General features: G+C 45.3%; 19 protein-coding genes. 2 read left to right on the top strand and 17 right to left on the bottom strand.

All coding sequences use genetic code 11. The annotated features are described in order from the left end of the window. Positions 1-18: 18 nt before the first annotated feature. Together ACETK5_RS09785 and ACETK5_RS09780 are read right to left on the bottom strand one after the other, a co-directional pair. A complete protein-coding gene (locus ACETK5_RS09785) occupies positions 19-1,260 on the bottom strand; it encodes a PTS sugar transporter subunit IIC (protein ID WP_394055345.1) in 1,242 nt (413 codons plus the stop codon). A gap of 206 nt (positions 1,261-1,466) precedes the next feature. Then, the gene (locus ACETK5_RS09780) at positions 1,467-3,962 is read right to left on the bottom strand and encodes a GH39 family glycosyl hydrolase (RefSeq protein ID WP_394055344.1); all 2,496 of its coding nucleotides are present in this window, start codon (positions 3,960-3,962) and stop codon (positions 1,467-1,469) included. A 336-nt stretch (positions 3,963-4,298) separates the two neighbouring features. Here ACETK5_RS09780 and ACETK5_RS09775 point away from each other — a divergent pair, with 336 nt between their 5' ends. Then, positions 4,299-5,642 carry an FAD-binding oxidoreductase gene (locus ACETK5_RS09775; RefSeq protein ID WP_100537558.1) on the top strand — a complete coding sequence of 448 codons (1,344 nt, stop codon included), beginning with the start codon at positions 4,299-4,301 and terminating at the stop codon, positions 5,640-5,642. 154 nt (positions 5,643-5,796) lie between these two features. Here the strand turns inward: ACETK5_RS09775 and ACETK5_RS09770 are convergent, their stop codons facing one another. From ACETK5_RS09770 to ACETK5_RS09700, 15 genes are all read right to left on the bottom strand, one after another. Further along, positions 5,797-7,386 carry a response regulator gene (locus tag ACETK5_RS09770; protein WP_394055341.1) on the bottom strand — a complete coding sequence of 530 codons (1,590 nt, stop codon included), beginning with the start codon at positions 7,384-7,386 and terminating at the stop codon, positions 5,797-5,799. A gap of 22 nt (positions 7,387-7,408) precedes the next feature. Beyond that, on the bottom strand, positions 7,409-9,154 hold the full coding sequence (locus ACETK5_RS09765; protein ID WP_394055339.1) for a sensor histidine kinase: 1,746 nt from the start codon (positions 9,152-9,154) through the stop codon (positions 7,409-7,411). Positions 9,155-9,315: 161 nt separating this feature from the next. Then, the gene (locus ACETK5_RS09760; protein WP_394055337.1) at positions 9,316-10,836 is read right to left on the bottom strand and encodes an ABC transporter substrate-binding protein; all 1,521 of its coding nucleotides are present in this window, start codon (positions 10,834-10,836) and stop codon (positions 9,316-9,318) included. A 96-nt stretch (positions 10,837-10,932) separates the two neighbouring features. Then, positions 10,933-11,835, bottom strand: a complete 903-nt coding sequence (locus ACETK5_RS09755; RefSeq protein WP_394055335.1) for a carbohydrate ABC transporter permease — start codon at positions 11,833-11,835, stop codon at positions 10,933-10,935. A gap of 18 nt (positions 11,836-11,853) precedes the next feature. Further along, positions 11,854-12,780: an ABC transporter permease gene (locus tag ACETK5_RS09750; RefSeq protein WP_098745917.1), complete on the bottom strand. Its 927-nt coding sequence runs from the start codon at positions 12,778-12,780 to the stop codon at positions 11,854-11,856. Positions 12,781-13,050: 270 nt separating this feature from the next. Next, entirely contained in the window at positions 13,051-13,743 is a 693-nt protein-coding gene (locus ACETK5_RS09745; protein ID WP_394055333.1) for a CD3324 family protein, read from the bottom strand. An 11-nt stretch (positions 13,744-13,754) separates the two neighbouring features. Then, positions 13,755-14,459 (bottom strand): hypothetical protein, encoded by a 705-nt coding sequence (locus tag ACETK5_RS09740; protein ID WP_100537561.1) that lies wholly within the window; start codon positions 14,457-14,459, stop codon positions 13,755-13,757. Between the two features lie 145 nt (positions 14,460-14,604). Next, positions 14,605-15,756, bottom strand: a complete 1,152-nt coding sequence (gene nagA / locus ACETK5_RS09735) for an N-acetylglucosamine-6-phosphate deacetylase (RefSeq protein ID WP_100537562.1) — start codon at positions 15,754-15,756, stop codon at positions 14,605-14,607. 6 nt (positions 15,757-15,762) lie between these two features. Continuing rightward, a complete protein-coding gene (locus ACETK5_RS09730) occupies positions 15,763-16,542 on the bottom strand; it encodes a DeoR/GlpR family DNA-binding transcription regulator (protein WP_100537563.1) in 780 nt (259 codons plus the stop codon). A gap of 275 nt (positions 16,543-16,817) precedes the next feature. Further along, positions 16,818-17,291, bottom strand: coding sequence for a GlcG/HbpS family heme-binding protein (locus ACETK5_RS09725; protein WP_100537564.1), 474 nt, complete (start codon positions 17,289-17,291; stop codon positions 16,818-16,820). Between the two features lie 91 nt (positions 17,292-17,382). Further along, positions 17,383-18,411 carry an alpha/beta fold hydrolase gene (locus ACETK5_RS09720; protein WP_100537565.1) on the bottom strand — a complete coding sequence of 343 codons (1,029 nt, stop codon included), beginning with the start codon at positions 18,409-18,411 and terminating at the stop codon, positions 17,383-17,385. 221 nt (positions 18,412-18,632) lie between these two features. Beyond that, on the bottom strand, positions 18,633-19,502 hold the full coding sequence (locus ACETK5_RS09715) for a hypothetical protein (RefSeq protein ID WP_100537566.1): 870 nt from the start codon (positions 19,500-19,502) through the stop codon (positions 18,633-18,635). A 358-nt stretch (positions 19,503-19,860) separates the two neighbouring features. Further along, positions 19,861-20,460, bottom strand: coding sequence for a short chain dehydrogenase (locus ACETK5_RS09710; protein WP_100537567.1), 600 nt, complete (start codon positions 20,458-20,460; stop codon positions 19,861-19,863). Between the two features lie 257 nt (positions 20,461-20,717). Beyond that, a complete protein-coding gene (locus ACETK5_RS09705) occupies positions 20,718-22,991 on the bottom strand; it encodes an FIMAH domain-containing protein (RefSeq protein ID WP_394055329.1) in 2,274 nt (757 codons plus the stop codon). A gap of 294 nt (positions 22,992-23,285) precedes the next feature. Beyond that, positions 23,286-24,659, bottom strand: a complete 1,374-nt coding sequence (locus tag ACETK5_RS09700) for an extracellular solute-binding protein (protein WP_100537570.1) — start codon at positions 24,657-24,659, stop codon at positions 23,286-23,288. Between the two features lie 246 nt (positions 24,660-24,905). Here ACETK5_RS09700 and ACETK5_RS09695 point away from each other — a divergent pair, with 246 nt between their 5' ends. Then, a complete protein-coding gene (locus tag ACETK5_RS09695) occupies positions 24,906-25,778 on the top strand; it encodes an AraC family transcriptional regulator (RefSeq protein WP_100537571.1) in 873 nt (290 codons plus the stop codon). Positions 25,779-25,854 lie beyond the last annotated feature (76 nt).

Here is a 25,854-nt window from a genome sequence, read left to right as displayed (position 1 = left end):
TGTATCCATCCTTTCATATCAAGCTTCTTCTTGTAACTTCCGCTCTTTCTTCAATTCCTGCGCATCGTACAGTTTAAAAAACGGAAACCATACGGCAAACACAATCAGCAAGACAACGGCGAGCAGAATAAGTCCATTGAATCCGGACATGAGGTAAGTCGATACACCGATCGGCGTATACCACAGCTGAAAGATTTTACTCGGGATTTGTGCAAACCCCATATCAAGCGCTAAGTAGACGATAATGGGTGTAATTAGACCATTGATCCACATAGGCACCATCAATAACGGATTGAAAGCAACAGGCGCTCCATACACAACAGGCTCGTTAATATTAAATAGAGAAGGAATTAAAGTTGCTTTACCAATGGTTTTCAGCTTCTTGGATCTGGCAAACAGGAACCAAATCACAAGCGGTAAGGTTGCACCCATGCCTCCAATTCCAAGCCATCCGGAAAAGAATGTTTCAAAGGTATTAATGTTGACGGGATCCAGTCCCTGTGCCACCAATGCGGCATTTTCCTCAATCGCCGGAATCCATATGGCATACCAGATGGGCATCAGAACCCATGGGCTAACTCCGAAGGAATACAGTACAACCCCAATAAAGTTGAACAGAATAAACCCAAACAGGCTTTGCCCCATAGCATTAATAGGCTCAAACACGCTCACAATCAGTCCAAAGATATCAAAATGGAGCTGATATACAAGAACCCAGCCTAAACCCATGATCACGGCAATCGGTACCAGGAAGTCAAACCAATCCATGATAAACTCTGGCATGGAAGACCCTTTTTTAAAGAAAGAAAACTTCGCGCAAACATTCATGATGACGGCGATGAAGATGCCTACAATGAGTGCCGTTACCATACCCGCAGGACCGAAACGCTCAAGAACGAACTGAACGGTTCCATCCTCGTTTACGACGGGATTAAGCAGCATGAGGAATAAGGATATGCCGGTCATTCCCGCCAGCAGCTTGATTTTGTGTCTCTCCTTTTTCTCCATGACCGTATACGGCGTTAGAAATGCAATAAACAAACCGAGAAGACCGAAGCTGAATGTTGTAATTGGCGTTAAATCCGGCATTCCAGGAATGAAGTCTTGCAAAATTGAAATCAAAGTAATAATGGAACCAATAAAGATCATCGGGATGGCAACCATAATAGCTTCTTGAATCGATGCTATCCAAAGGTTATTTGTAATCGCATCCAATCTTGGCGCAAAGGATTCCGTCATCCATTTCATGAAACGCTTCATCTGTTTATTCCCTCCTGTAATTCTGTTATGGACATAGTTATAGTATAGATTCCATTGTTAACGCTTACTCGTTGTAAATTGCCTCGCCAATGGTCGTTTTTTGTTCATTTCTCGTCTTTGGGACCGGCTGAACAAAGCCACCTGAAGCGGACAGCAAAAAACACCCCTCTCTTATTGAGCGGTGGTGTTCTTGAAGGTTCTAGTGTTTAAAACTGTTTCTCAAAGGTGAGCAATAGGACACCATGCGGTGGAAGAATGAGTTCTTTATGCCAACCCTGATTCTCTACAATCTCTGTCCGGATGACCGGGCCGCTTCTTCCGCGAAGATACGCAAGTTCCTCCTCCGTCAAGGTTTCGGGTGCCCCCATGCGAACCCACTCGTCAAAAACGGAGCCATGGTCCCGGTCCATCTGATAGGTTGTGCATTTATAGGCTCCTGATAGATGAGGAATGCTGATTTGATACACCTTGCTGCCTTTCTCTTCGAACACGCCGTAACGGTTAAGATGGGACATCTCCGACCAGTCCCCGCTTGAAAACATATGATCCAAATGGACGTAATGATAGAGCAAAAGCTGCATGCTCCCATCTTGCTTCTGAGTGCCTACATAACCATCCCCCTTAACGGTTATCTCTTCCCCCAGTTTCTGAAGAAGCTCAAAGGCGTAATAGCTCGGCTTCTTAAGTCCATCCCGATTCATTAAGCCAAAGCCGCCATAAAACGGGGACGATGGAACAAGACTTTCCTCAAACACATCCGTAAAGCACCAAAAAGCCATTGCCTTTACATCTCCCAGTGTATTCATCGCATGATACATCACAAACGGGGCCATAAACATGGTATCGTGCAGCAGATGCCGGTCATAGAGCGAAAAGTTCCATTCGGTAATATGCAGCTCGATCTCACGGAAAGAGGCAAGCTTCATTTTTTCCTGCAGTCGATAGATGCTCTCTTTATAAAAGGTTGGCGGCATCATCTTCGTTAATAGGTTCTGCTCTGCTTTAAGGTGAGGATACTCCGAATAGATATGAAAGGAAAAGAAATCGATCGCTACTTGGCGGCTCTTACAATATTCCATAAAATCCTCGGCCCATGTGTCGTTCCAAAGTGAACCATAACCTAAAGCAGGGCCTCCTGTTTTTAGTTCAGGAAGCACCGACTTGATCACTCGAACGGTAGATTCATAAAAAGAGAAGTATTCCTCTTTGCTTCCTGCCCAGCAAACGCCTGATAAATCCGGTTCGTTCCACACTTCAAAGTACCATTGCTTTACTTCCTCAACCCCGTACCGATTTAAGCAATGCCGAACGAATTCACGAACGAGTGCCTCCCACTTTGCCTGATCGGCTGGAGGGGAAATATTCCCTTTCCACCAGAAAACCGTTTCGTTGGAACGGCTGAGCATGGTCGGCATAAAACCAAGCTCCACAAACGGCCTGATGCCGAGCCCAATCAGAAAGTCATAAAGCTTGTCAACATATGCCCAGTTATAAACCGGAGTACCGTCATCCTCTTCGTTGTATACCATCATCTCATCATTGAAGATGCCATGGAAACGTATGTATTCAAAAGGAATTCGTCCTTTAAGCTCGGTAAGCTGCCGACGCCAGTCATCGCGCAGCCCTTCAACTGCCCTGCCCGCTGTTGTGGTAACATTCCAGTGCTTTTTGTACCCTGTTGACGACATTCCCGGCTGAAACTGAATATGCTCATGATCCGTAACAACTGCTGTTAAAGGGTTTTCCCTCTCCGGTTCTTGATCCGACTTCACTACCAGGTATCGATATAACGATCCCATTGCATTTATCGTATCTAATTCATAATAGTCTCCACTAGAGGACTCTTCGTATGTAAGCGGTTTTCGATTCGGCTTATCCTGAAGTGAAGCAGCGGCCTCACGATACGAGCTTGGTGTACACCCATACTTTTCTTTGAAGTACTTATTGAATAGCTTTACGTTCGCAAAACCGCAATCCATCGCAATTTCGGTAATGCTCTTATCACTTCCGGATAGCTCCGACTGGGCCTTCTCCAAACGGATCAGCGTTAAATATTTTTGGAAAGGAATACCGATTTTATCGGTGAAGAAGTGAGAAAAATAATGCAAGCTTAAGTGCTCTTGTTCCGCCATCGTCTGCAGCGTAATCTTCTCTTTGTAATTTTGATCGATATAGGTAAGAACCCGGTTCAACCTTTTATAGTCATAACTCTTGCCGCCTTCATCGGCTTCCGGGTTGATTCCATCCGAAAAATATCGCAATAAATGTCCACATAACGTTTGCAGCCTCCCCATGGTATAACTTCGATAGCCTGGAGACTTCTTGTTCATTTCCCATACCATCTTCGCAAGCTCTTGCTTGATTGTGTCAAATCGAAAGCCGCTCGGCTCAGCCTCAGTCGTTGAATTACAGGAAATGATAACGTTATTATGCAGCCACTCCGGGCCAAACTGAAGTGTTAATAAAATATTGTCATGGTTATTCTGTTCAAACTTATGGATCGACATGCTGTTCACCACAATGACATCGTCCTGATGCAGGGTATACTCCTTCTGGTCAAGATGCAGGATAACAGAGCCTTGGAGAACATAGACAATCTCCACCTCTTTATGCCAGTGAAAGGGAACATGCTTCACACTATTAACAAACAGCTTAAAAGGCATATCATCTTGATGCTCGATAAATTCATAAAGGTAACGCATAATTTGTCCTCATTTCTAATGAACTGTAAACCATATATCTTTATTTTACATATCGAACGGATTATTAAGTGTTTCATAGATTACAATTATGTTCTTACATATAGAAGCCTATAGAAGCTTATCATCATAGCATGTATAGTTTACGATGTTTACATACATTAGAAAACAGGCTATCCGGAGCACATTCTTCATGAAAGGATAGCCCCGGGTAGTCATTCATTGCAAATATACTTGATTCACAAACGTAACCATAGACGATTGTACTCCATAAAATAAACGATACCGTATTTGTATGAATTACGGTCAAATACACTTTCAGATTAGGAGCTGTTTTTGGTGAATTCAAAAACGAAGCTGACCGGAAGAGTTATTTTCCGAGGAGACCCAGGTTATGAATCGGCACGTAAGAACTGGGATCCCCATACGAACCGGTTCCCCAAGGTGTTTGTTTTTGCTCAAAGAACCCAAGACGTTGCCAACGCCATAAAATGGGCTCGCGAGAATCATGTACCCATTCGCGCCAGAAGTGGAAGACATGCGCTAGAAACCAATCTCTCCCAAGTCAACGGAGGCATTGTAATCGATGTAAGTGAAATGAAGAAAATTAAGTTAAACAAAAAAAATGGAACGGTTATTGTTGAGACGGGTAATAGAGTAGGAAGAATTGCCAACACGCTTGCTGCGCAAGGATTTATAGCCCCCTTTGGGGACAGTCCTACGGTTGGAATCGGGGGAATCACGCTCGGCGGGGGAATCGGGCCGCTGCAGCGGACAATCGGCCTGATCAGCGATAACCTGATCGAGCTGGAGATGGTGGATGCAAATGGAAAAGTGATTGTTGCCAATAAGAAACAAAATGCTGATCTTCTATGGGCATCCCGTGGAGGTGGGGGCGGAAACTTTGGAATATACACAAGATACAAATTCAAAGTGCGCCGGGCACCAGCAAAAGCAACCGTATTTAAGATTAGCTGGCCATGGAATCAATTCGAAAAGGTGTTAAAGGCGTGGCAGCAATGGGCTCCATCCGTCGATACCAGGCTGGGCAGCGAATTAAATATTGGCCCGAAAAAAGGCGGCAATGTTATGATGGAAGGGTTGTTCCTCGGATCAAAAACAGAGGCCATTCGACTATTAAAACCTCTTACATCCGTTGGAACGCCAACGGAGAGCATCATCCGCTTGCTGCCTTATACGGAGGCCGTGAAATTCTTATTACCTCCTGATCCGGTCCTTACCCAAAGGTTCAGCAACCAGTTCTCTTCCGGCTTCGGAAAACGTCCTTTCCCCGATAAGGCTATTAAGGTGATGCGCCATTTTCTCGAGAAAGCGGAGGCAAATTCTACCGCCGGATTCTTTTTCCTCAACTGGGGCGGCGCTGTAAGTCGGGTTTCCCCTAAAGCTACTGCGTTCTTCTGGCGTAAAGCGAAATTTTATGTGGAATGGAACACCTCATGGATCAAACCATCCGATGCAGCCCGAAATATCGCCTTAACTCGCAATACGCGCCGAAAATTACAGCCCTTTATCGTGGGATCCTATATAAACGTACCAGACCAGGGAATTGAAAATTCCGGGCCGGTTTACTATGGAGCTAATTTTCCTAGATTGCGGAGAGTCAAAGCTAAATATGATCCTCAAAACGTATTCCGCAACCCCCAAAGCATACCTCCGGCTTAGTGAAGCGAGGATTGGTTATCGATAACGCAAGTTCAATGATCCTATGGTTCATGTGTAATAAAGTGAAGGGCTGCCCAAATGGCAGCCCTTCTGTCATAAAACAAACAACAAAAGGATCTAATGAATAGCGTCATGATATACCGCTCACTTGAGATTAAGATTGCTGTCTAAACTCCTGCGGAGAAACGCGGTATACCTTTCTGAACATTTTGGAAAAATGCGAGAAGTTATGATAGCCAAAGGTTTTGGCTACTTCGGATATGGGGATGGTCGAGGTCAAGATTAAATCTTTCGCCTGCGACATCCGGACAAACAATATGTAATCTGTAATCGATTCGCCTACCTCGCGTTTGAATAGACGGGACAGATAAGCAGGATTGAGATGTACGAAGCCGGCCAGCTGTTCTCTTGTGATCGGTTCGTGCAAATGCTCCTTTATATAGGATTGAATACGTTGTATCACGGAGCAATTCGGATGGAGCTGATCATGGATGACCTGAACAACTTGAAGAACCGATGCTTTCAATTGTTCAAGATTACGCGGCTGTGCATACAGATGAATTCCTGCCTGATCCTGAAACAACTCCAACGCAGTCAGTCCATTTTTATGAAGAATATAATGCACCATTTGCATAAATTCTTGCCGGAAGCCTTCAAGCTCACTAACCGAAAGCTGCGGATTTCGGCTCAGCTCTTCGATACGTCCATGAATCTCTCGCTGCATTTCGTCCAGCTGCCCATGCTCCATCAGGAGGGTCCAGGTCGATAGTCGCGGAATCATCGTCTTCATGGAATGGGTACCTAATGAAGCCAGCAGATACACTTGGTTGGATTTATTCAAATTGTTGTACTCCATCTCCAGCAGCTGCCTGTATGTATCGGCAATTTCATACAAGGTGGAGTGATGGCCGATATAGCAGGAAATATTACAACCAAAGTAGGTATAACAGTCCTGAATGTATTTTTCACAGCGCAAGTTCAGTTCATGAGCAGCATCCCCCTCCTTCCCCTCTTCTCCAACAATAAGGACGACATTCACCCCCTGTTTGGTCTGAATGACCTCTCCTTTGCCGGCCGGCAGCAGCATTTCGGATGCACCTTTGCGGATGGCGTATTCCATGATCTCTTCATCCTTTGTGCTGAGCTCGCGCAGCCAGGATTCCACGCTCACCAGAACAGGCAAGAATACTGCATCTTGCAGTCCGCTAAGCTCATGCTCTTCAAGAACATCCGTAACATTAGTTGGAGTGCAGACGATTCTGCCCGAAAATACATCATTCCAGAACTTATCCGTGATCAGACTTTTTTTCTTCCGCCACAGCTCATAATACGGTTTGTAATGCTCGCGCATATGACGGAGTTCCTGCTCCTGTTGAATAGTTCGCAGCGCTTTGGCTATGGTTGCCTGAAGCACATCAAATTCTATCGGTTTTAACAAATAATCGAAGCCATCCAGCTGAATCGCTCTCTTCATGAAGTCAAAGGCAGAGTGGGCGGTTAGAAAAATGGTTTCTGTATCGGGAGAAATATCATTCACCCGCTCAAGCAGCTCAATTCCTGTCCCCTTGGGCATTTCAATATCACAGATCATAATATCAATCGGTGTGCGTTCAAAAATTTGTAATGCATCGCGCATATTATAAGCCTCATACACTTCAGATACCTGCAGATCCTGCCAATTCACACCGCTCTTAATTCCCATGACCGCATAAATCTCGTCATCTACAATAAGTGCCCTAAACATGCGACTACCCCCATACAGATCATCAATATGAAGTAAACTCCTCTACCGTTCGGAAAGGAAGTACAATTCTTATCCTGGCCCCGGAATCCGGAGCGTTATCAAACTCTAGGCGAGTCATATGCCCAAAGATATGCTTAAGACGATACTGAACATTGGTGATTCCTAAATGCTCCCCTGTCTGATTCTCCATGAAACCGCCCGATTGCAATTGCTCCACCACTTCCCGGGAGAAGCCACTCCCGTTATCGGAGATCACAATCTCCAATTGATCATGCACGGAGAGGCAGATATGTATGGCAATATGAAAAGGATGATCCATGAAATCAAATCCGTATTTGATTGCATTTTCAATAAAAGGCTGAATTAAGAGCGGCGGAATGGCCGCTTGGTCTGCGCCATCCGATATATGTATTTCATAGGTGACTCGCTCTGGAAACCGGACCTGCTGTATTTTGATATAACTCTCCATATGCTCCATTTCTTCCGCAATCGTCACCGCGACTTGATTCGTCTTCGTTGTAAAACGGAAATACTTGACGAGGTTCATGCACATGAGCTGGATCACGTTATAATTCTTGATCTCAGCCAAATTGTAAACGATATTGATGGAGTTCAATAAAAAATGGGGATTGATTTGAAGCTGTAAATGCTTAAGTTCGGCCTTATGCGCCTTGATCTGTTCCTCATAAACGCTGATCTTCAGGTCATGAATCTCGGAGGCCATGCTGTTAAAAGCTTCGTTGATCATCGTGAATTCCTTTGCTTTAGAAGTATGAAGCCGCGTATTCCAGTCCCCGTGCTTGATCCTGCGCATTCCGCGGACAAGATTGTTCATGGGCTTCAGAATGATCTCATTGAGATAAACCAAATAGACAATCAGAATGATGAAAGCCACGATGGATATGATGATAATGCCTCTACGAAAGTGATACAGATTCTTCAGCATCTGGGACTCGGGTACAAAAGCGCTTAGTATGACATCTGTCCCCTGAATTCGATTCATGACTACGATAAATTTTTGATCATCCCTCTTCACGATTTGATACACTTCGTTGGATTCAGAGGCAAGAGAGGTATTCAGGCGGTTCCTTCCACTAGCTGACGTGTTGGTAATCAGTTCTCCCTGCTCATTCACAAAGCTGGCAAAGCCATGTTCCAGATGAATCAAATCCAGCGGTATCATCAAGTTCTCCAGTTTTACAAACGCCCCGAGGTAAAAATCATCCCCCGTATCCACCAGTCTGATCAACGCGTATTTATGCTGGCTGTACTCAATGGCCTTCCATTCGCGGAAATAGGCGCTGTCCGGTTGAACCTCCTTGACGAGCTGTTCAATGGTCGTTTTGATGGACAATAGCTCTTCGTAGGATTGAGTCTTGATCGGTGTAGTGAATATATCCTGCTTCTGTACGGAGTAAATAAATTGAAGATCGACGCTGTTGTCAAACCGGTGATAACGCGTAAGCGTATTCAAGATTCTGGCTTTGGCAAGATAGTACTCATCGGGATCATTCAGAAGCTGTGAGAGCGCCGCAATGTTCGGATCTTCAACAGCAATGTTGTACAAAAAATTCGTCTCCTTGTTCAGTGCCGCCTCGATCTGGTGGGAATAGAGGATCATCGAATTTTTATTTGAATCCGCCACCTGCTCCCTGATCGTATTGGATGCATAGTAGTTGTTGTAGAGAAGCAGGGCCAGAAGAGGAACCGCGATCGTAAAGAATCCGATGATTAGCTTAAAGCGAAGCGAGTCTTTAATATTCAACATAGGCATACACTACCCCGGCTTCATGGAAAGTTAGCAGAATGGCTTTGAACTATAGCAGGTCATCTACACTCTGAGTATAGTCACACATAGGAAAAAAAGGAATCCCTTATAGGACACACAACGATAGTCCCGGTTCGGAATCCCCCTATTCCTTATCTTCGTTACTTCTGAGTTTCTGCCCACGCCGCCAGCTGTTTTTCAACTTCGGCTTTCACTTTGTCAAAGCCGGCAGATTTCCGTTTTTCTTTCCACTTGGCAATGATTTTTTCAGGATCCACCGCTCCGGATCTTAACGAAGCTCCAAACTCTTTCTCGACATTCGCAATGGATGCCATCTCCGATTTGACAGGCTCTTGATTAAAAGCAAATCCGAGCGCGATGGAATGCTCCGCTCTTTCATTAAACTTCTTAAACTCTTCCCACTTATTCGGATCCTCGTTTGTCCATAGATAGGAGTTGAATTGATTCCCGAACATCCAGCCCCCCGGATTCGGATAAGTTTGCGTGTCCGCGTTCACGCCTTCGGGAAAATCAATCATGTTATCGGATTTCTTCACATAGTGAATGCCTTCGATACCCCAATCCAGCATATTGAGCAGCTTCGGATCGCTGTACAGCAGATTAAGGAACATCATGGCTCGTGCAGGATCTTTGGACGTTCGTGAAATACCCAGCATCGCGCCTTGCGCGTCTCCTGTCGTCGTAAACGGCTCCGCCGTTTCAACTTGCACCACCTCAACGCCCGAGCTTATGGTCATCTCCTTGTCTTTCCCTGGCTTCAAGGATTGGGCAACTGCAAAGGCTTTACCCGCCTTAATCATATTCATCCCTTGATCAGCGTCTGATGTCAGGATATCCTTATCAAACCAACCGTTCTGATTCCACTGATGCATCCGTTTATAAAAATCGATGAACTTCGGATCCTCCAGGGTATCCACGGCTTTCAACTCTTTACTTCCTCGTGGAATCGAGAGATTGGCAACGATGCCATCATAATTGGCGGCTTCCCAAACGTTTGTGAATTTGCTTGAAACGATGGGAGTCACGCCAGGTTCATTGTCCTTAATGGTTTGGAACATGGCTTCCATATCTTCCAGCGTTTTGATGCCATTCGTATCAAACTTGTATTTATCAACCAACTTCTTATCAAGCAGGAATCCGAAACCCTGGCCGAATTCTTTCTTGGTAGGAAGTGCATACAGCTTGCCGCCAATTCTGGATCCCTTAATAAATTCCTCGCCAAGGATACCCGGAATATCTTTTCCGTGTTCGGCCATCAAATCATCAAGTTCCAGATACTGCCCTTTAGCGACATCCTTCGGATACGAGAACCAGCTGGCCGTAAACATCAGATCAAACGGCTCATTCGAGATTTTCATCAAGTTGGTCTTATCATCCCATGAAGCCCACTCAATAGGCTTGAGCTCAATGGTTGCATTTATCTTTTCCGTTAGATATTTGCTCATTTCGTCCTGAACAAGGAGCAAGTCTTTAGGAGCGGTTGCCGGATATACGAGCGTTATTTTATACGGTTTGAGTGAGGAATCTGAATGTTGTCCTGTTTCATCGGTTTGTTTGCCCCCGGTATCCGAAGTATTTTCGGTCCCCCCCTTACTGCAGCCTGTTAATGCCAGCATTCCGCAAAGCATGATCATAAGCACCAGATGATGCGCTTTTTTCATATCCTTGAGTTCTCCTCTCAACTATTAACTTTTATACGAATTGGAGTGCGAATCGCTAACCTGCCCCACCTCCTCTAATGAACGATCGTATGGCTGTTAACCTTTTACGGCACCGGTTGTGATCCCGCTAATGTAATACTTCTGAAAGAACGGGTAGGCGAACATCAAGGGGGCAATGCCGACAATCGCAAGTGCCATGCGGACGGTTTCCCTTGGCATCTTGGCGAGCAGGTCCCCAACCTGAGCCGAACTGTTAGACTTCATTAGAAGATACTGAATGTTCGTAAGCGTCTTTGTCATCAGATATTGGATGTTATATAATTCAGGTTTATCGATAAACAGCATACAGTTGTACCAGTCATTCCAGTAGGATAACGTGTTAAACAGTCCAATCGTGGCCATAATCGGCAACGAAAGCGGAACGACGATTTTAAAGAAAATCTTCAGTTCGCTTGCACCGTCAATCGTCGCGGATTCAACCACGGATTCAGGTATGGTCGAGGCGAAAAAGCTCCGAATGAGCAGCACATTGAAGGCACTTAACAGCAAGTTGGGAATGATCATGGCGAAAATCGTATTTTTCAGATCAAACATATTTACATAAGTGATATACCAAGGTACCATTCCGCCGCCAAACAGCATGGTGAAAAAAATATAAAAGGAAATGGTGCGTCGAAACGGCAGCTCGGGCCTAGATAACGGATAAGCAAAAAGCGCTGTTATCAACAGGCTTACCACCGTTCCAACGAGCGTGGTCAAGATCGTAACGCCGTAAGCTTTCGCTATTTCCGAAAAATCATGGAACAAAAATTGATAGGCCGCAAAGCTGATTTGACTGGGAAACAACGAGTATCCGTTCTGCAGAATGGAATCTTCACTGGAGATCGACACCATAAAGACCAGGATAAACGGAATTAACGAAGCAACTGTAAAGGCCCAGAAGAACAGGTGAATCGAGGATGCGCCGATCCATTTTTTAGTACTCAACACCTTCACCATTTCTACCTCCCCCCTCTGTTAAAATAAAGCGTCACGTTTATTAATGCGTCTTACTGCCGTATTGGCTACTAGGATGAGCACTAAACAAACAACGGATTGATAGAATCCAGCCGCTGTCGACATGCCGATATCCCCCGATTGAATCATGGCACGATAGACAAAGGTATCGATGGTATTCGTTGTCGGGATTAGAGCGCCTGTATTCATAGGAACCTGATAGAATAATCCAAAGTCCGACCGGAGAATGCCGCTGACCGCAAGCAGGGTCATGGTGGTGATGACTGGCAAAATAAGCGGGATGGTGATCCGGGTCATTTGCTTCCACTTGGTTGCACCATCAATCGTGGCGGCTTCATAATATTCTTTGTCTATCCCGATAATGGAGGCAAAATAGATGATGGATAGATAACCTACGTTCTTCCATGCATTGACGATGACCAGGATGTACGGCCAATACTTCGGTTCCCCATACCAAGATACAGCCTCAGAACCAAACCAATGGATCAATAACCTGTTCACAAGTCCGCTATCCACATTCAAAAAGCTGTAGACCAGATAGGCGACTACGACCATCGAGATGATATGCGGCAGCAGGAATGTGCTTTGATAGAAACGGCTGATTGCTTTATCCTTAATTTCATTAATCAGCAGCGCTACCAGAACGGCTAAAACCAGGTTCAGCACAATAAAAACGAAATTATAAAGGAAGGTATTCCGGGTAATAACGTACGCATCCTGTGAGTTGAACAAGAATTTAAAGTTATCGAAACCCGCCCACGCGCTTCCCCATATGCCATCGACATAATTATAGTTTTTAAATGCTAGAATCACACCGTACATCGGGACATAGTTGTTGATGAACAAGTAGACGATCCCCGGCAGTGTCATTAGCAGCAGCCACTTATACTTCTTCAGCCTCTTCCTTAAATGAGACGAACCCCTCATGTTCCAGCCCCTTCTTATCACGTCATGTAAACCCTTACACCCTCATTCTATAACCAATGGTTTTGGTCAACCACTATCCATATGACTTTCTGATACCACAATGGTGACTTCTTTTCATCCGATTACAAATTGAAGCAACACAAGTCCGAATAAGCTGTTGAAGTTTTTAAATGCAAAAAAAGGGGTGCCCCAAAAGGTCCAAAGACCTTGGGGCACCCCCGCTGTATGTTGTATGACGCAATGCGTACGAATCCTTCTTCCAATCGCAAGTCATGCTTGATTAATATAAAACAAGACGTTTTCATAGTATTTCATAAACCTTTTATAATCCGTTGTTTCCTTCAGCACAATTATGGTTGGATAAGCATTTACTTTGCATTGTTTTAGTGCAGCTAATACATTCTTCTGTTCGATGCAATAAAATTTGCCTTCTTTATACTCAATAAGAAGCGGTGGAAGAGCAGCTGCGTCTGCTTCATCGGTACAGTCTTTCCCAGGCATGATTCCATTAAGTTCGATGAGACGCAAAGGAAATTTAACAACACCGAAATACAAATACTCTTTTCTCATAAAATCATGTAACCTAGGAGCAGCATTTCGGGAGTGGAGCATATAACAATGAATCCATTCTTCGAGCATTCCGATATTCGCATATTGCACTGCCGATCGTACAGTTGGAGCATAAGTGAATTGTTGGTCATTTTTCTTCGAATAAATGATTTTCTTAATGGAATCCAAAGATAAAAAGTACTCGTCCGCAAGTTCCGAAACCGTTACCCCATTGGCATACTTATTGCGAATCATAATATTACGCCTTTGTAATTGATTTCGGTAACCCGACTTCTCCCCCCAACCCCTTTTTTCCTCTCCAGTAGGAATATAAAGAAGTTTTCCTGCAGCGTATTTCTGAATTTCTTTCAATAACTTCTCAGGTATGATATCGCTGGCATTTTCATATTTCATAGGATCACCCTTTATAAGGCGTATATTCGATCCTTCAGTTGACCGATAGATTTCATAATAGAATTGCAAGATTCTATGTCATCGATCGACGCATGCCATCGCAAAACATCGATTCCCTTATAATACGCCATACATAAAAATCGTTCTTTAAAATCCGGAATGACAATGTTCCTTTTTTTGCAGTACTCGAATAACAATTCAGGTATGTTTAAGTAAGGCTTATTTAAGTCCATAATGACAAAGTCTAAAAGGAAATCGCATATGCCGGATCTGCTCCAGTCTGGGAATCCGACCGTCGTTTTTCCATCTGTGATCATTATTTCAAAAAACGTGTTATTATTAACTAAATAACGTTTTCCTTCACAATAATCAATTCTAGCGTCCATTTCCATCAAGTATTTTTCGACAAAGTCACGATCTAAAATCGTTGTATCAAAGAGCTCCTTCCAATTAAACCAGTATCCTTCTTTATCTTCTGCAAATGTGTCAATTAGAAATTGCCTGCAGGTGCTATACTCTGTTTTACAATCCTCGTTGAACTCACCATAGCCTTCTATTCCCGCTATATCCGCTGCACTAATTTCCAAGACTTTGTCAAAAAACAACTCGTAACAATCTGCAAACTGAGTTGGGCTTAATTCATCTGCGACAAATCCATTTGGTGTCATACTTACCTGATCCGAAAGCATGGACTTAATTATACTGTCTTTACTCATGTTCATATCTCCTTTACATCAACAATGGTTATACACATCAGCTGCGCACCTGATATGGGGTAATGATAACATTGGTCATGTATGGGATATAGGCAACGAATAGGTTTAGTCAACTTTACACCAGCCTCTTGTGATTACTTCCATTCTAACAATAGAGCTTACCCTCAATCATCGTCCACTGCACTTGATACGATTCGTCCATCAGGACGAGATCCGCATCGTATCCTACCTCGATTTTTCCTTTACGAGATAAATCTAGAATACGGGCCGGCGTTGTTGAAGCCATGTGCACGGCATCCTCCATTGATATTCCGTTAGCTACGGTCAGACGTAACGCTTCATTCATAGTCACGGTACTTGATGCTAAAGTGCCATCCGCAAGCCTTGCAATCCCCTCGGAAACGGTAACATGATGACCTCCAAACATATAAGTACCATCACCTAATCCCATCGCCTGAAGCGCATCCGTAATAAGCACCATGCCAGCAGGTCCTTTGAGTCGGTGCATTAATCTGACAATGGCTGGATGAAGATGGACTTGATCGACAATCGCTTGCAAGCTTACATGCGGTTCTTCGAATGCGGCTACAATCATTCCGGGATCTCGATGGTGAATCGGTCTCATGCCGTTAAAACAATGGGTTACATGACTCGCTCCGGCTGCGAAAGCCAGCTTTGCTTCCTCGTACGTGGCATCGGAATGAGCTACGGCAATCACAACATCCTGCTCTTTCAGATAGGATATGAGCTCCAATCCTCCAGGCAATTCTGGTGCGATCGTTACCATTTTAATGAGCGAACCCGCTTCCTGAAAAATCAACTTTATTTCTTCCAGATTCGGATGGCGAAGATATTTCTCGTTTTGCATCCCTTTACGCTTCGGATTCAAATAGGGGCCTTCCAAGTGAATGCCAGCGATCCTTGCCCCTTGTTCTCGTCCGATTACAGATTTCACGCTGCGAATCATGTTCAGCAGGTCTTCCATCGTCGAACTCACGGAAGTTGCCAGAAACGAGGTGCATCCGGTTGCAGCACAAGCCCGTGATACTTCTTGAATGCTGTCCTCGGTTCCGTCCATCATGTCATAGCCATTGGCCCCATGAATATGAACATCAATCATCCCCGGTAAGAGCCACATTCCTTTGCCATCAATTCGTTCATCATCGCCTTCGATCTTTTCCATTTCTTGCGTCGGTTCTATTCTCGTCAACTTCCCGTTCGTAATCCAGACCGTTGCAGAAGGAAGTATTTGATGAGGCAGGTGGACTTTAACATGTTGAATGATTTTGTTGTTCATTACTACTTAAGCTCCTTCCCGTTGGTTATGAGTCTGACACTCTATAAGTGTAATATTCTTGTTGTCTAATATTTCTTGTATTTCAGCGGGAATCGATTGATCGGTTACAATAATATCCACGTGATCAAAGTCTAACTTGAACCTCGATTTCACCGCGAATTTGGTATGATCCGCAACAAGTATAACCTGGTCCGAGCGCCGCGCCATTTCTCTCTTCACCCGGACATCTTCTTCGTATGGATAATAGAGTCCGTCAGGTTGAATTGCCGTCGCACCGATGAACGCTTTGTCGGCACGGATTTCACTGATTTTATCAATGACGGAAGGACCGTATAATAGCCGGTTTTGGGTATGCAGGTAACCTCCGAGCACGTAGATGCTCAGATCTTCTCGCTTGGAGAGTATCCCTACATTATCTATGGAATGCGTAACCGCTGTTATCTGTTTGGCTTGAATATGTTCCGCAACAAATTGTACGGTCGTAGATACGTCCAAGAATACCGTTTCGTGGTCCCGAATCAGTTTAGCGGCATGCTCGCCTATCACGTTCTTGCTCGTCGGCTGATCAATAAGCCGTTCCTGATAAGAAGTCAGTTCCTTTTGCAGTTCAGGCAAGGCTACCCCTCCGTGCGTTCGAACAACAACTCCTTCTTGAACTAATCTGACGATATCCCTGCGCGCGGTATCCCGCGACACTTGAAAGAATGAGCATATCTCTCCAACACTCATCGTTTTATGTTGTTTTAAGTAATCCAGGATTTTTACTAATCGTTCCTCTTGGAACACATCCTATCCCTCCCTGCTTAAGCATTTACATCCTAAATATAAGTATATATAAGTAATTTAAAACAATCAATAAGTATATATAAGCTTTTATTGTTTTTGTTAAAACAAAAAAAAACCACGATCATCGCGGTTTTTAAAGTACGCATAGGCTAGATCTTCGACATTTTCCATTCCGGCAATCGTGACATAAGCCCAGATACAATCGCAGATAGAATGAAGACAGGCCGCTTCTTGCATAGAAGCAGCCTGCCCTTACCATCGTAGCAGGAGAGCCGTTAATAAGTAAACGACTGTTGTACCGTGCCAATCCGAGCGTTTGCATATTGGATTTCATTACATCTCATATTTTCAAAAGCTTGCACTGCTGCATTGGCAACGTCAATATCTTGTGCGCTTGTTCCTCCGCTTACACCAATGCCGCCGACAACCTTGCCTTCGTGAACGAGCGGAATCCCCCCACCAAGTATAACGACTCTCCCCTGATTCGTTGTATTAATGCCAAATGTAGCCCCGCCTGGAAGCGCGGATTGCGCTAAATTCGCTGTCGGCATTTGCATCGCTACGCTGGTCCAAGCCTTGCCGATGGCAATATCGATACCTGCTATTCTGGCATTGTCCATTCGATGAAAGGCAATGAGGTTTCCCCCTTCATCGACGATCGCTACATCAGAATTAAGACCCATTTGTCGTGCTTGGTGTTCAGCAGTCTCCAATAACTTCTTAGCCGCAGTTAAAGTGAGTTTGTACATGGTAGCTCTCCTTTACATAAAAGAAATACTACATTATATTGCCATTTCCTATATAGGTGAATTGCCCAATTCCAGTATTGCAGAATGCATGCTAAAGAAATGTCTCGGACACCCATTCAAAAAATTTCCCCTTCTCTTCAAATTGCGGATAATGGGCAGATTGATCAAACGCGATAAACTCCTTCTGATCGGCTTCAAGCCTATCAAAAAAATCTTTTGCTGCATGGGAGGACGTCATATAGTCATAATCGCCCATGATAAAGTAGCACGGTATTTCAAGTTTCGTTACAAGCGTTGGCAACGGATGTTCTATAACCTCCTGCAACAAAATCTTTTGAGAATATGATATCCCGACGTTATACCGAATGACGTCCATTAAGTTATACTCGCTGCTTAATAGCATCCCGAGGCTATCGCCGTCGGGACTGTCAATAAGTCTTGAAGCTCCACCATATTGAATGACATAATTTCGTGGAGTGAACATCTCGCCCTTTTTGATTTTATCGGTTAGTCCTTGCAGATATAAGACGTCTTCTGCGTTGCCGGCCTGTTGAGCTTGGCTGATTAAGTAGGTCAAGCTGTCCATCTCGCTTGTTACGGTATCCCCCATCTGACCAATCCCCACGTAAGCCTCGTATTTTTCGGGTGCCTTTTGGGCCGCCTGTGCAGCAATATACGTGCCATAAGAATGTCCAATAAGGATTACCTTTTCTTTGCCCAGGCGCTCCGAAACATAATCGGTCAATGCCAACAAGTCATCTACCAGCAATTCCGATGTAAGATTAGAGTAGTCCTCAAAAAAATGATAGGATTTTCCGCTGGCTCTTTGGTCGTAATGAACAACCGTAAACCGGGTTTCCAACAAGTCTTGATATGCCGCCGCATATGGGATTTCCGGGGCTCCAGGTCCTCCGTGTACATATAAAATGACGGGATTATTCTTGTCATTGCCGCGTATCATCAGTTCTTGCTTGCTTCCATTGATCTCTACTTGTTCTAATATGCTAATACTATTTTCACCTTTGATGGACGATGTCCATGTAGGAAAAATTAGGGCTGTTATGAGTAGCCCTATTAGTGTTATACCGATAATTCTTAATGTTTTTTTCAATTTTCTCATGGTCTTGGGACACCTTTCAGCTTAAAGCTTGAAGTAAATTGCGGATTGCGGAAGATCCAATGTAGATTTCATTACATCTCATTGTACCTTAGGCTCGTTTACTCCAAATCCTTCCTGAGACTGAATTGGACCTAGACCCTAGTCGAAGAAATCAGCGGCATTAGAACATAGCTAATAACAAAAAAAGCCGCTGATCTTGATACAGATCAGCGGCGCAGAAACTACCAGGAGGATAGTTCGGTCCTTTTCCAATTGTTTTGGGCAACGCAAACATATACATATTTGTCGTCCCAAGAGATCTGGCCTTGGCTGCATGCAGCAGTGGACGAAGCGGGCGTATACTTTTCGCGAAGACGCAGCATATCCCCGTTTACATCAAGCTTGGTGTCGGGTTCATTCGTGCCAATTCCGATATTGCCGTCACTGCGCTGCACGGTGAGTGGGGAATCGAGCACTTTGCCGTCATCTCCATAACGGACGAACTGCAGGTTGGCACCTGCATTGTCACCCGATTCCTCTAAACTGTCGGCCCGTACGGCCCATCTCGGTGTCGTCTCATTATCCTTGCCGGCTGCACTTAGTTGGATATCCCGGTTCGTCCCGCTTTCGCCGGCTACCCGCAAGATACCACTCATGACATTGAAATTGGACGAATGCGTACGGATCTCGCTTACGTCGGTGTCAAACGGAATTTCAAACCGGGTAAACAACTGGTTGGGGTATTGACCAGTCGGCGACATAGTCGTCTCGAACGAGATATGCTTATGATCCTGCTGCTCCGGATTGTTTGCCTTGTCATGGGAAATGATCGCCGTCTTGTCCTTGCCATTCTCGTCAACCCAGACGATCGCCGGCTTGGCCCTTTCCGCCGTCCATTGCAATCGAATCAGATCAGACTGATGCCCTTCTTCCTCAATCCACTTCTTGTCGGTGGACAAATGAAGCCGCTCATTGTGCGGAACGCGTATATCGTCGCCGTTCTGTTCGGATTGTCCAAGCTTCGTTGCCACTCCCTGCTCCTGATCCGTACATCCTATGCCGAGCAAGAAGAAGCTCCCCATTACAATCATAATCGTCCCTAATAATTTCACAGTGTTTCCCTCCGTTTATCTGCGTGATTCGAGTTCATTCGTAGTAATGAATAAAAATACTTTGTCTGATCGTATTATATCCAACACGCAGCGTACACCCATTTCATCAAACTTCCCGAAAAAATGATTCTTTTCGTCTATAAAATTTTGTCGGTATTCGTCCGAAAGGTGTGCTTTGGTTGGTCATACTAATTAACCCAAACCATTAGGCTTCTGCTGGCTCAGCAAGAGGGACTTTTGGGTCATTGGGTAGTGACTGGCTGGTTTGAGCTTAAAACATGAAGTCCTAGTCTTCCATGATTTTCGCCATCGTTAAAACAAAAAAAGCCGCGATTTCCGCGACTTTCAATATATGTGATTAATAAACTTCATAATTTTGTCCAGTTTGAGCTCCTTCTACGCTTTTTTTGAAAGCAAGAACTACGCGACTAGCAGGAACTGCTTCAAAGCCGGGAAAAAAGTCGCCATATTTCCCCAGTGATTCTTGTAAGACATTAGGGCTAACACTATTTATCCGGATTCCCCTAGGCATTTCAATCGAGGCGGACTTCACGAACGCTTTAACACCACCATTTGCCATGGCTGCCGATGCGCCTAGCGGAATGGGATCATCCATCATGATCCCCGTAGTTAAAGTAAAGCTTCCACTGTCATTAACATAGTTCATTCCCAAAAGAACTAAATTGATTTGTCCTTTCAGTTTGCTTTCAATCCCTATTTCGTTTAACTCTGGCGTTAATTCTGTAATAGAAGCAAAATGAGCGCCTCCTGTTGCACTAATGACTGCATCCACTTTCCCAACTTGCTCATACATGTTTTTGATGCTCTCCATCGATGTAATATCAACCGTTACGTCCATTCCGTTCCTTCCGGCACGAATAATTTCATGTTTTTTCCCTAGTTCCTTGGCGACCGCTTGTCCAATCGTACCGCTTGCCCCAACAATGATTATTTTCATGTTTGCTCTCCTTTCTGTCTAAAAAAACTTGCACCATGATTCATTTTTGGAATTTCCCTTGGAGATAGGAATCCCACAGCTGATGAATAAATTCAATATTGATTTGGTTGTGGAAAAATCCATTCAACTCATCTTAAAAACCATATTTATATTAACACATCATCGGGAAGAGAAAAAAAGTCGCCCAGTAGGCGACTTTTTATACGCAGATGTTTTTCCTGCAATGAAAATCTATTTAAAGCGATTCCCTGCAAAAATCAGGACCATTCACCAATGATCGCTTGTATGCGCTGCTCCACTTCCGAACGTTTCTCTTCCGTAATACTTCCCGCTTTGGCTTTATTCAGATGTTTGAGCGCATCGTTCAGATGCTTTACGGCCTGATCCTTCTTGCCCTGCTTATGCTTCAGCTCCGCTTGTTTCAGCGCATTGCCGATCTGCTGACTAAGCGGATGGCTGATATCCCCCTGCGACTTCCAGGACTGAATATCGTCCATCAGGGAGCCCAGCCTATCCGGTGCCGCCCCATCAGACACTTCAATCTTCATCAGCTGCGTATCGTTCGTGTAGTAAATGTTGCCGTCATGTCCCAAATTCACGTGTTGGGATTCCGCCAGCGTCTTGTGCTCCATCGTTTCCGGATCGACCACGGTGACATGACCGGCAAGCGTCAGATACATGAGGCCGTCCTCGCTCCAGCGAATATAGACCGGACGCCAATTGCCGTATTTCTCAACACCTTCGTAAATCGTCTTGCTTTTGACAATTGCCTGGGTGTTCGGGTCTACAGCGAAAATCGTTCCGTCAAAAGCCGCCCACAGCAGGCCGTCCGGACCAAAACTGGTACCGCTGATAATATGAGGCGTAGGAGAAGCGCCTTCAATGGAAGGTACCCATTCCTTCTCTACTTTACCGGTCGCGATGTCCCAGATAAACAATTTGGCCGCCGGTTCTGAAGGAGTGATGCCCAGTCCGCCAGCAACGGTAGTGGACCCGTAAACCTTGCCGTCTTTCACCGCAATGCCGACAATCGACTGATTGTTGATGACGTTCTTGTATTCGGTATAATTGCTGCCGTTGACCGGATCATAAATGGTTAGGGATCCGCCGAGTTTGCCGTAATCCGGAATGGTACCGATAAACAGCTTGCCCTCCGCGGCTCTCATGATGAACGGTCGGTCCTGCCCGGTAATTTTAAACAGGCTTTTGCGCTGCGTCGGATTTTCCGCATTGTATTCAAAGATATCCGCGCCAGGATAAACGCCCATATACATCTTGCCGTTCATGGACACCATCCCTTCCGACTGACCCATAGGGAAGGTCTCGAAGGTACCGGTCTCTATCGAATACGCAGACCCTGTACCCCCAGGGTAACCGCTAATGAACAGACGTCCATCCGGACCGTTCTCCATCGTCTGAACAGGAATCGGGTTGCCATTCACTGGATACGGAATCGCCTTAACCTGCTTGGTCGTAAGATTCATGAAGGCTACACTGCCGCCGAATTGAACGGTTGCAAGAGAAACACCTGGAAGATCCGGATCGTTCGGAACCTCCACCCAGGCCGTATTACGCAGGAACGTTCCGTACACCACACCGGTGTCAACAGCAGCAAGGGTATTTAAATCCACTTCCATCAGATGGTTATTCTGTACGAAATAGATTTTATTGCTGCCTTCCGGTCCATAAGAGAGACGAATGCCTTTATTGTTCAAGTGGTATGTCTCGCTCCACTGCTGCAGCTCCAGATCATAGAACAGAAGCGCGCTGTTTCCTTTGCTGATGCCCGCAACCAAATATTTGCCCGCAACATCCAACTGGTTCACCATGCCGATATCAACCGCTCCGTTGTAGCTCGGAAGCTGGATGGTCTCCTTCTCGCCAGACTCCACATTGACCTTCACAATGCTGCCTTCTATCCCGATACCGACATACAGATATCCGTCATGATACGCAGTGGAACGACTGTAGCTTTGGCCCGTGCCTACGATGCCGTAGTCTTTCATTTCCCCTGTAGAAGGATCATAGCGGCCCGCTTTCGCATGGGGATAAGAACCGAAGTAGACCCGGCCCTCCTCATCGTGAGACAAGCCATATACGACCTGCTCACCGATGCCGCCCAGAACTTTCAATTGTTTAGTCACCGGAGAGTAGGAGTACAGTGTACCGTTCCCCCCGATATACACCGTCCCGTCAGGGGTCGTCAAATGCGTCCAAGAGCTTTCGGATCCCGTTAACGGGTGCGTGCTCAGCACTTCTTTGGTTTTCAGATCAATGACATGAAAGATAGCCGGCTTGCCGGATACCGTTGTGTACATAACCTCGCGCCCGTCCTGAATTCCGAATGCCCCGTCATAAATCGCAACGCTTTGCATCGGGGAGCCCAAATCGATAGGATTACTGTAACTTTTTCTAATGTCCGCCGAGGCGCTTGCCGGGAAGAAAACCGCCGTCAGTAACGTGACACAAATCGCGAGACACAGGCGATGGAGTCCCTCCTTCACGCGAGGCTTGCTGTGGGTTACGTTCATTAATTCATCCTCATTTCTATAATGGAATGTACTATAGACAAAACAACTGTCCGACCTGTAGCGGTAAAATGGATCGTTTTACCAAGTAAGGATCGCGGCATCCCTCCCCGATTAAGAGTGAGCTACATCATGATGTTCTGGTATTTATGTAGTTCATATACTCGCAAAGAATTTAGCATATCTCCTCTACAGTGTCAATTGGTTCTTATCTGGTCATTATCTTAAAATAATAGAATCGTTCAGCATCGCTAAAACTTTTAAATACTATAAAGTAAAAAGCTGTGACCACGGTGGTCACAGCTTATGAATCCATTTGTCTCTTGTTGTTTTACTTCCCAGCACGGACATCAGCTCTTCCTCATCGATCAGATAAGAGAAGTATTGCTTCAATTGTTCGCGGAACAGCAGCATCTCATCCAGGCTTAGTGGTATATCTTTGCAGGTCTTATATAGATGAGCCATTTCACGGTGCAGGTTGAGACGGGATGGCCGTCCCTCCAGCTCCGGGTCTACATTCTCGGTAATATAGCGGTTTGCTGGTAGGCTGTACGAATGCCTGCGGATGTATTCCTGCACTTCATCGGAGGCCAGAAAATCGGCAAAGCTTTGGGCCAGATCCCGCTCTTTGGAGTGAGCACTTACCCCGATCCCGGTGCCCAATAGCAGAGTTGTCCCATTATCAAAATGCGGCAGAGGCGCCACGTCATAAGTAAAGGACGCTCCCTTCAGCTGGTTGAGCAGATAATACGTCGTCAGGATGACGGAGACCTTCTGCTCACGGAACAAATTCTCCGCTTCAAAAGCCCCTTGAGCCAGCGCTAACGGGAACATGCCGTCCTCATGAATCAGCCCGCGGAGCCAGGACAGACCCTCGATCGCCCGGCTCCATGACGAATCAATCTCCATATCGCCTCTACTCTGCATGAGGAAGATGGGCCATCGGTTCAGCGAATACAATTGCAGGGCCAGACTGTAACGTCCGGGGCTTTTCAACTCCTGCAGCATTCGCTGAAGATCGTCCCAGCTCCAACCACTGTCCGGCTCAAACTGGCGTTTTTCCCGAAGATGTTCTTTGTTGTAAGCCAATATCACAGGAGAATGAATGAACGGCTGTGCCGCCAGCTGGCCTTCAGCATCCACGAAGGGAGCATGCAAAAAAGTGTAGGTTGACGCATAGGGCTGCTGCGGGAGAAACAGACCTGTATGTCCGCTCTCCTGAAAGTGCATCATATCCTGCATGTTGACGGACAGCACGTCCACAATACCAAGCCGCATCAGGTTCGCGATGCTTTCCGCATGTTCATAGGGCAAGTCCACGATTTCCACTAAAATATCCGGATGCCGCTCCTGAAATAGGGAAAGCAAGGCCTCCATTTCCGCCTCTGCATATAGAGATGGATACATGCCGAAACGAATCTTCCGGACTTGTCCGGTAGAGGCAACCACCTGGGTGCCCACCCGGGGCACTTTAACGATCAACCCTTCCTGGACCAGCTGGTCCAGCGCTTGCCGGACTGAATTTTTGCTTAGACCGTACAGCTCGATCAAAGACATTTCCGACGGAAGATAATCGCCCTGAGCGTAAATGCCGTTTTTAATTTTTTGGCGCAGGTCGGTCACCATACGCTTCATTTTATTTTGAAAAGTATACCGGTCGGATTTAGCCATATGTGTCCACCTTTATTTACCATATCTGGTTTACTCCATCAATCCATTCTTATAGTATACTCACTCTTCCGTTCGTTTGGCAAAATGAAATCCCATGGAAACTGTATCTGGGCAGATCATCGTTGAAATTAATAATCAACAAAAAAGGATTTATTCATATCCTCTCGAACATGATATTTCGGTGCATGGATTGCAAGGTTTCATTGGTTACCATCCCCTATACTCAATTTTGAAAGGATGGTCTATATGGATTGGCTGGATCGTATGAACAACGTTATGGAGTATGTAGAAACACACCTGTCTGATACGATTGATTTCGATATCGTGGCTAGAATTGCCTGCTGCTCAACATACCATTTTCAGCGAATGTTTCCGTTCATAACGAATGTGTCGCTTTCAGAGTATATTAGACGCAGGCGGCTGACCCTTGCCGCATTTGAACTGCAGCAGAGCGGTACAAAGGTCATCGACATCGCTTTAAAGTATGGTTACGAATCGCCTGAAGCATTTTCTAGAGCGTTTAAAAAAATGCACGGTGTGATGCCAATGTCAGCGTGCGACAAAGGAGTTACACTGAAGGCCTATCCTCGGTTATCCTTTCACATTTCGATTCGAGGAGATGTTGAGATGAATTACAGAATAGAGGAAAAACAGGCTTTTGAGATGTTCGGCATATCAACCCTGGTGAATAGCGATGGCGATAATCCTTTTGTTGATATACCTGCTTTTTGGACGAAGTGCATATCCGACGGCACTGTTGATCGAATCCGAACAGCTGCGGGTCTGGGGGAAAATGGTCAGATTCATGGGGGACTATACAACAAGGAAGGTGGAGAATTTTCCTACCTGATCGGTTACTTTATACCCCAGAGTGGCATGCCGGAAGGGTTTGAAAGGCTCTCTATCCCACCTCAAACCTACGCGATATTCTCAACCGGCCTTTATCCCGACGGGCAAAGCGGGATCCATGCATTGTGGAAGCGCATTTGGGCAGAGTGGTTTCCAACCTGCAATTACGAACCGGCAAATGGTCCTGAGTTTGAAATGACTTACGATAGAGGCAATAGCATGTATGAAATGGAAGTTTGGATCCCTGTCGTTAAGAAGTCTGGATCTTAGAATGGAAGAGCAGCACGGGTGACTATCACTCGTGCTGCTTTCATCATTCACTTGCATAATTGAGCGCCTGTAAAAA

This window comes from Paenibacillus ilasis (genome assembly GCF_043195395.1).
Lineage (GTDB): Bacteria > Bacillota > Bacilli > Paenibacillales > Paenibacillaceae > Paenibacillus_AQ > Paenibacillus_AQ lautus.
Note: the sequence above shows the minus strand (reverse complement) of the source record. Positions and strands in the feature narration are given on the sequence as shown.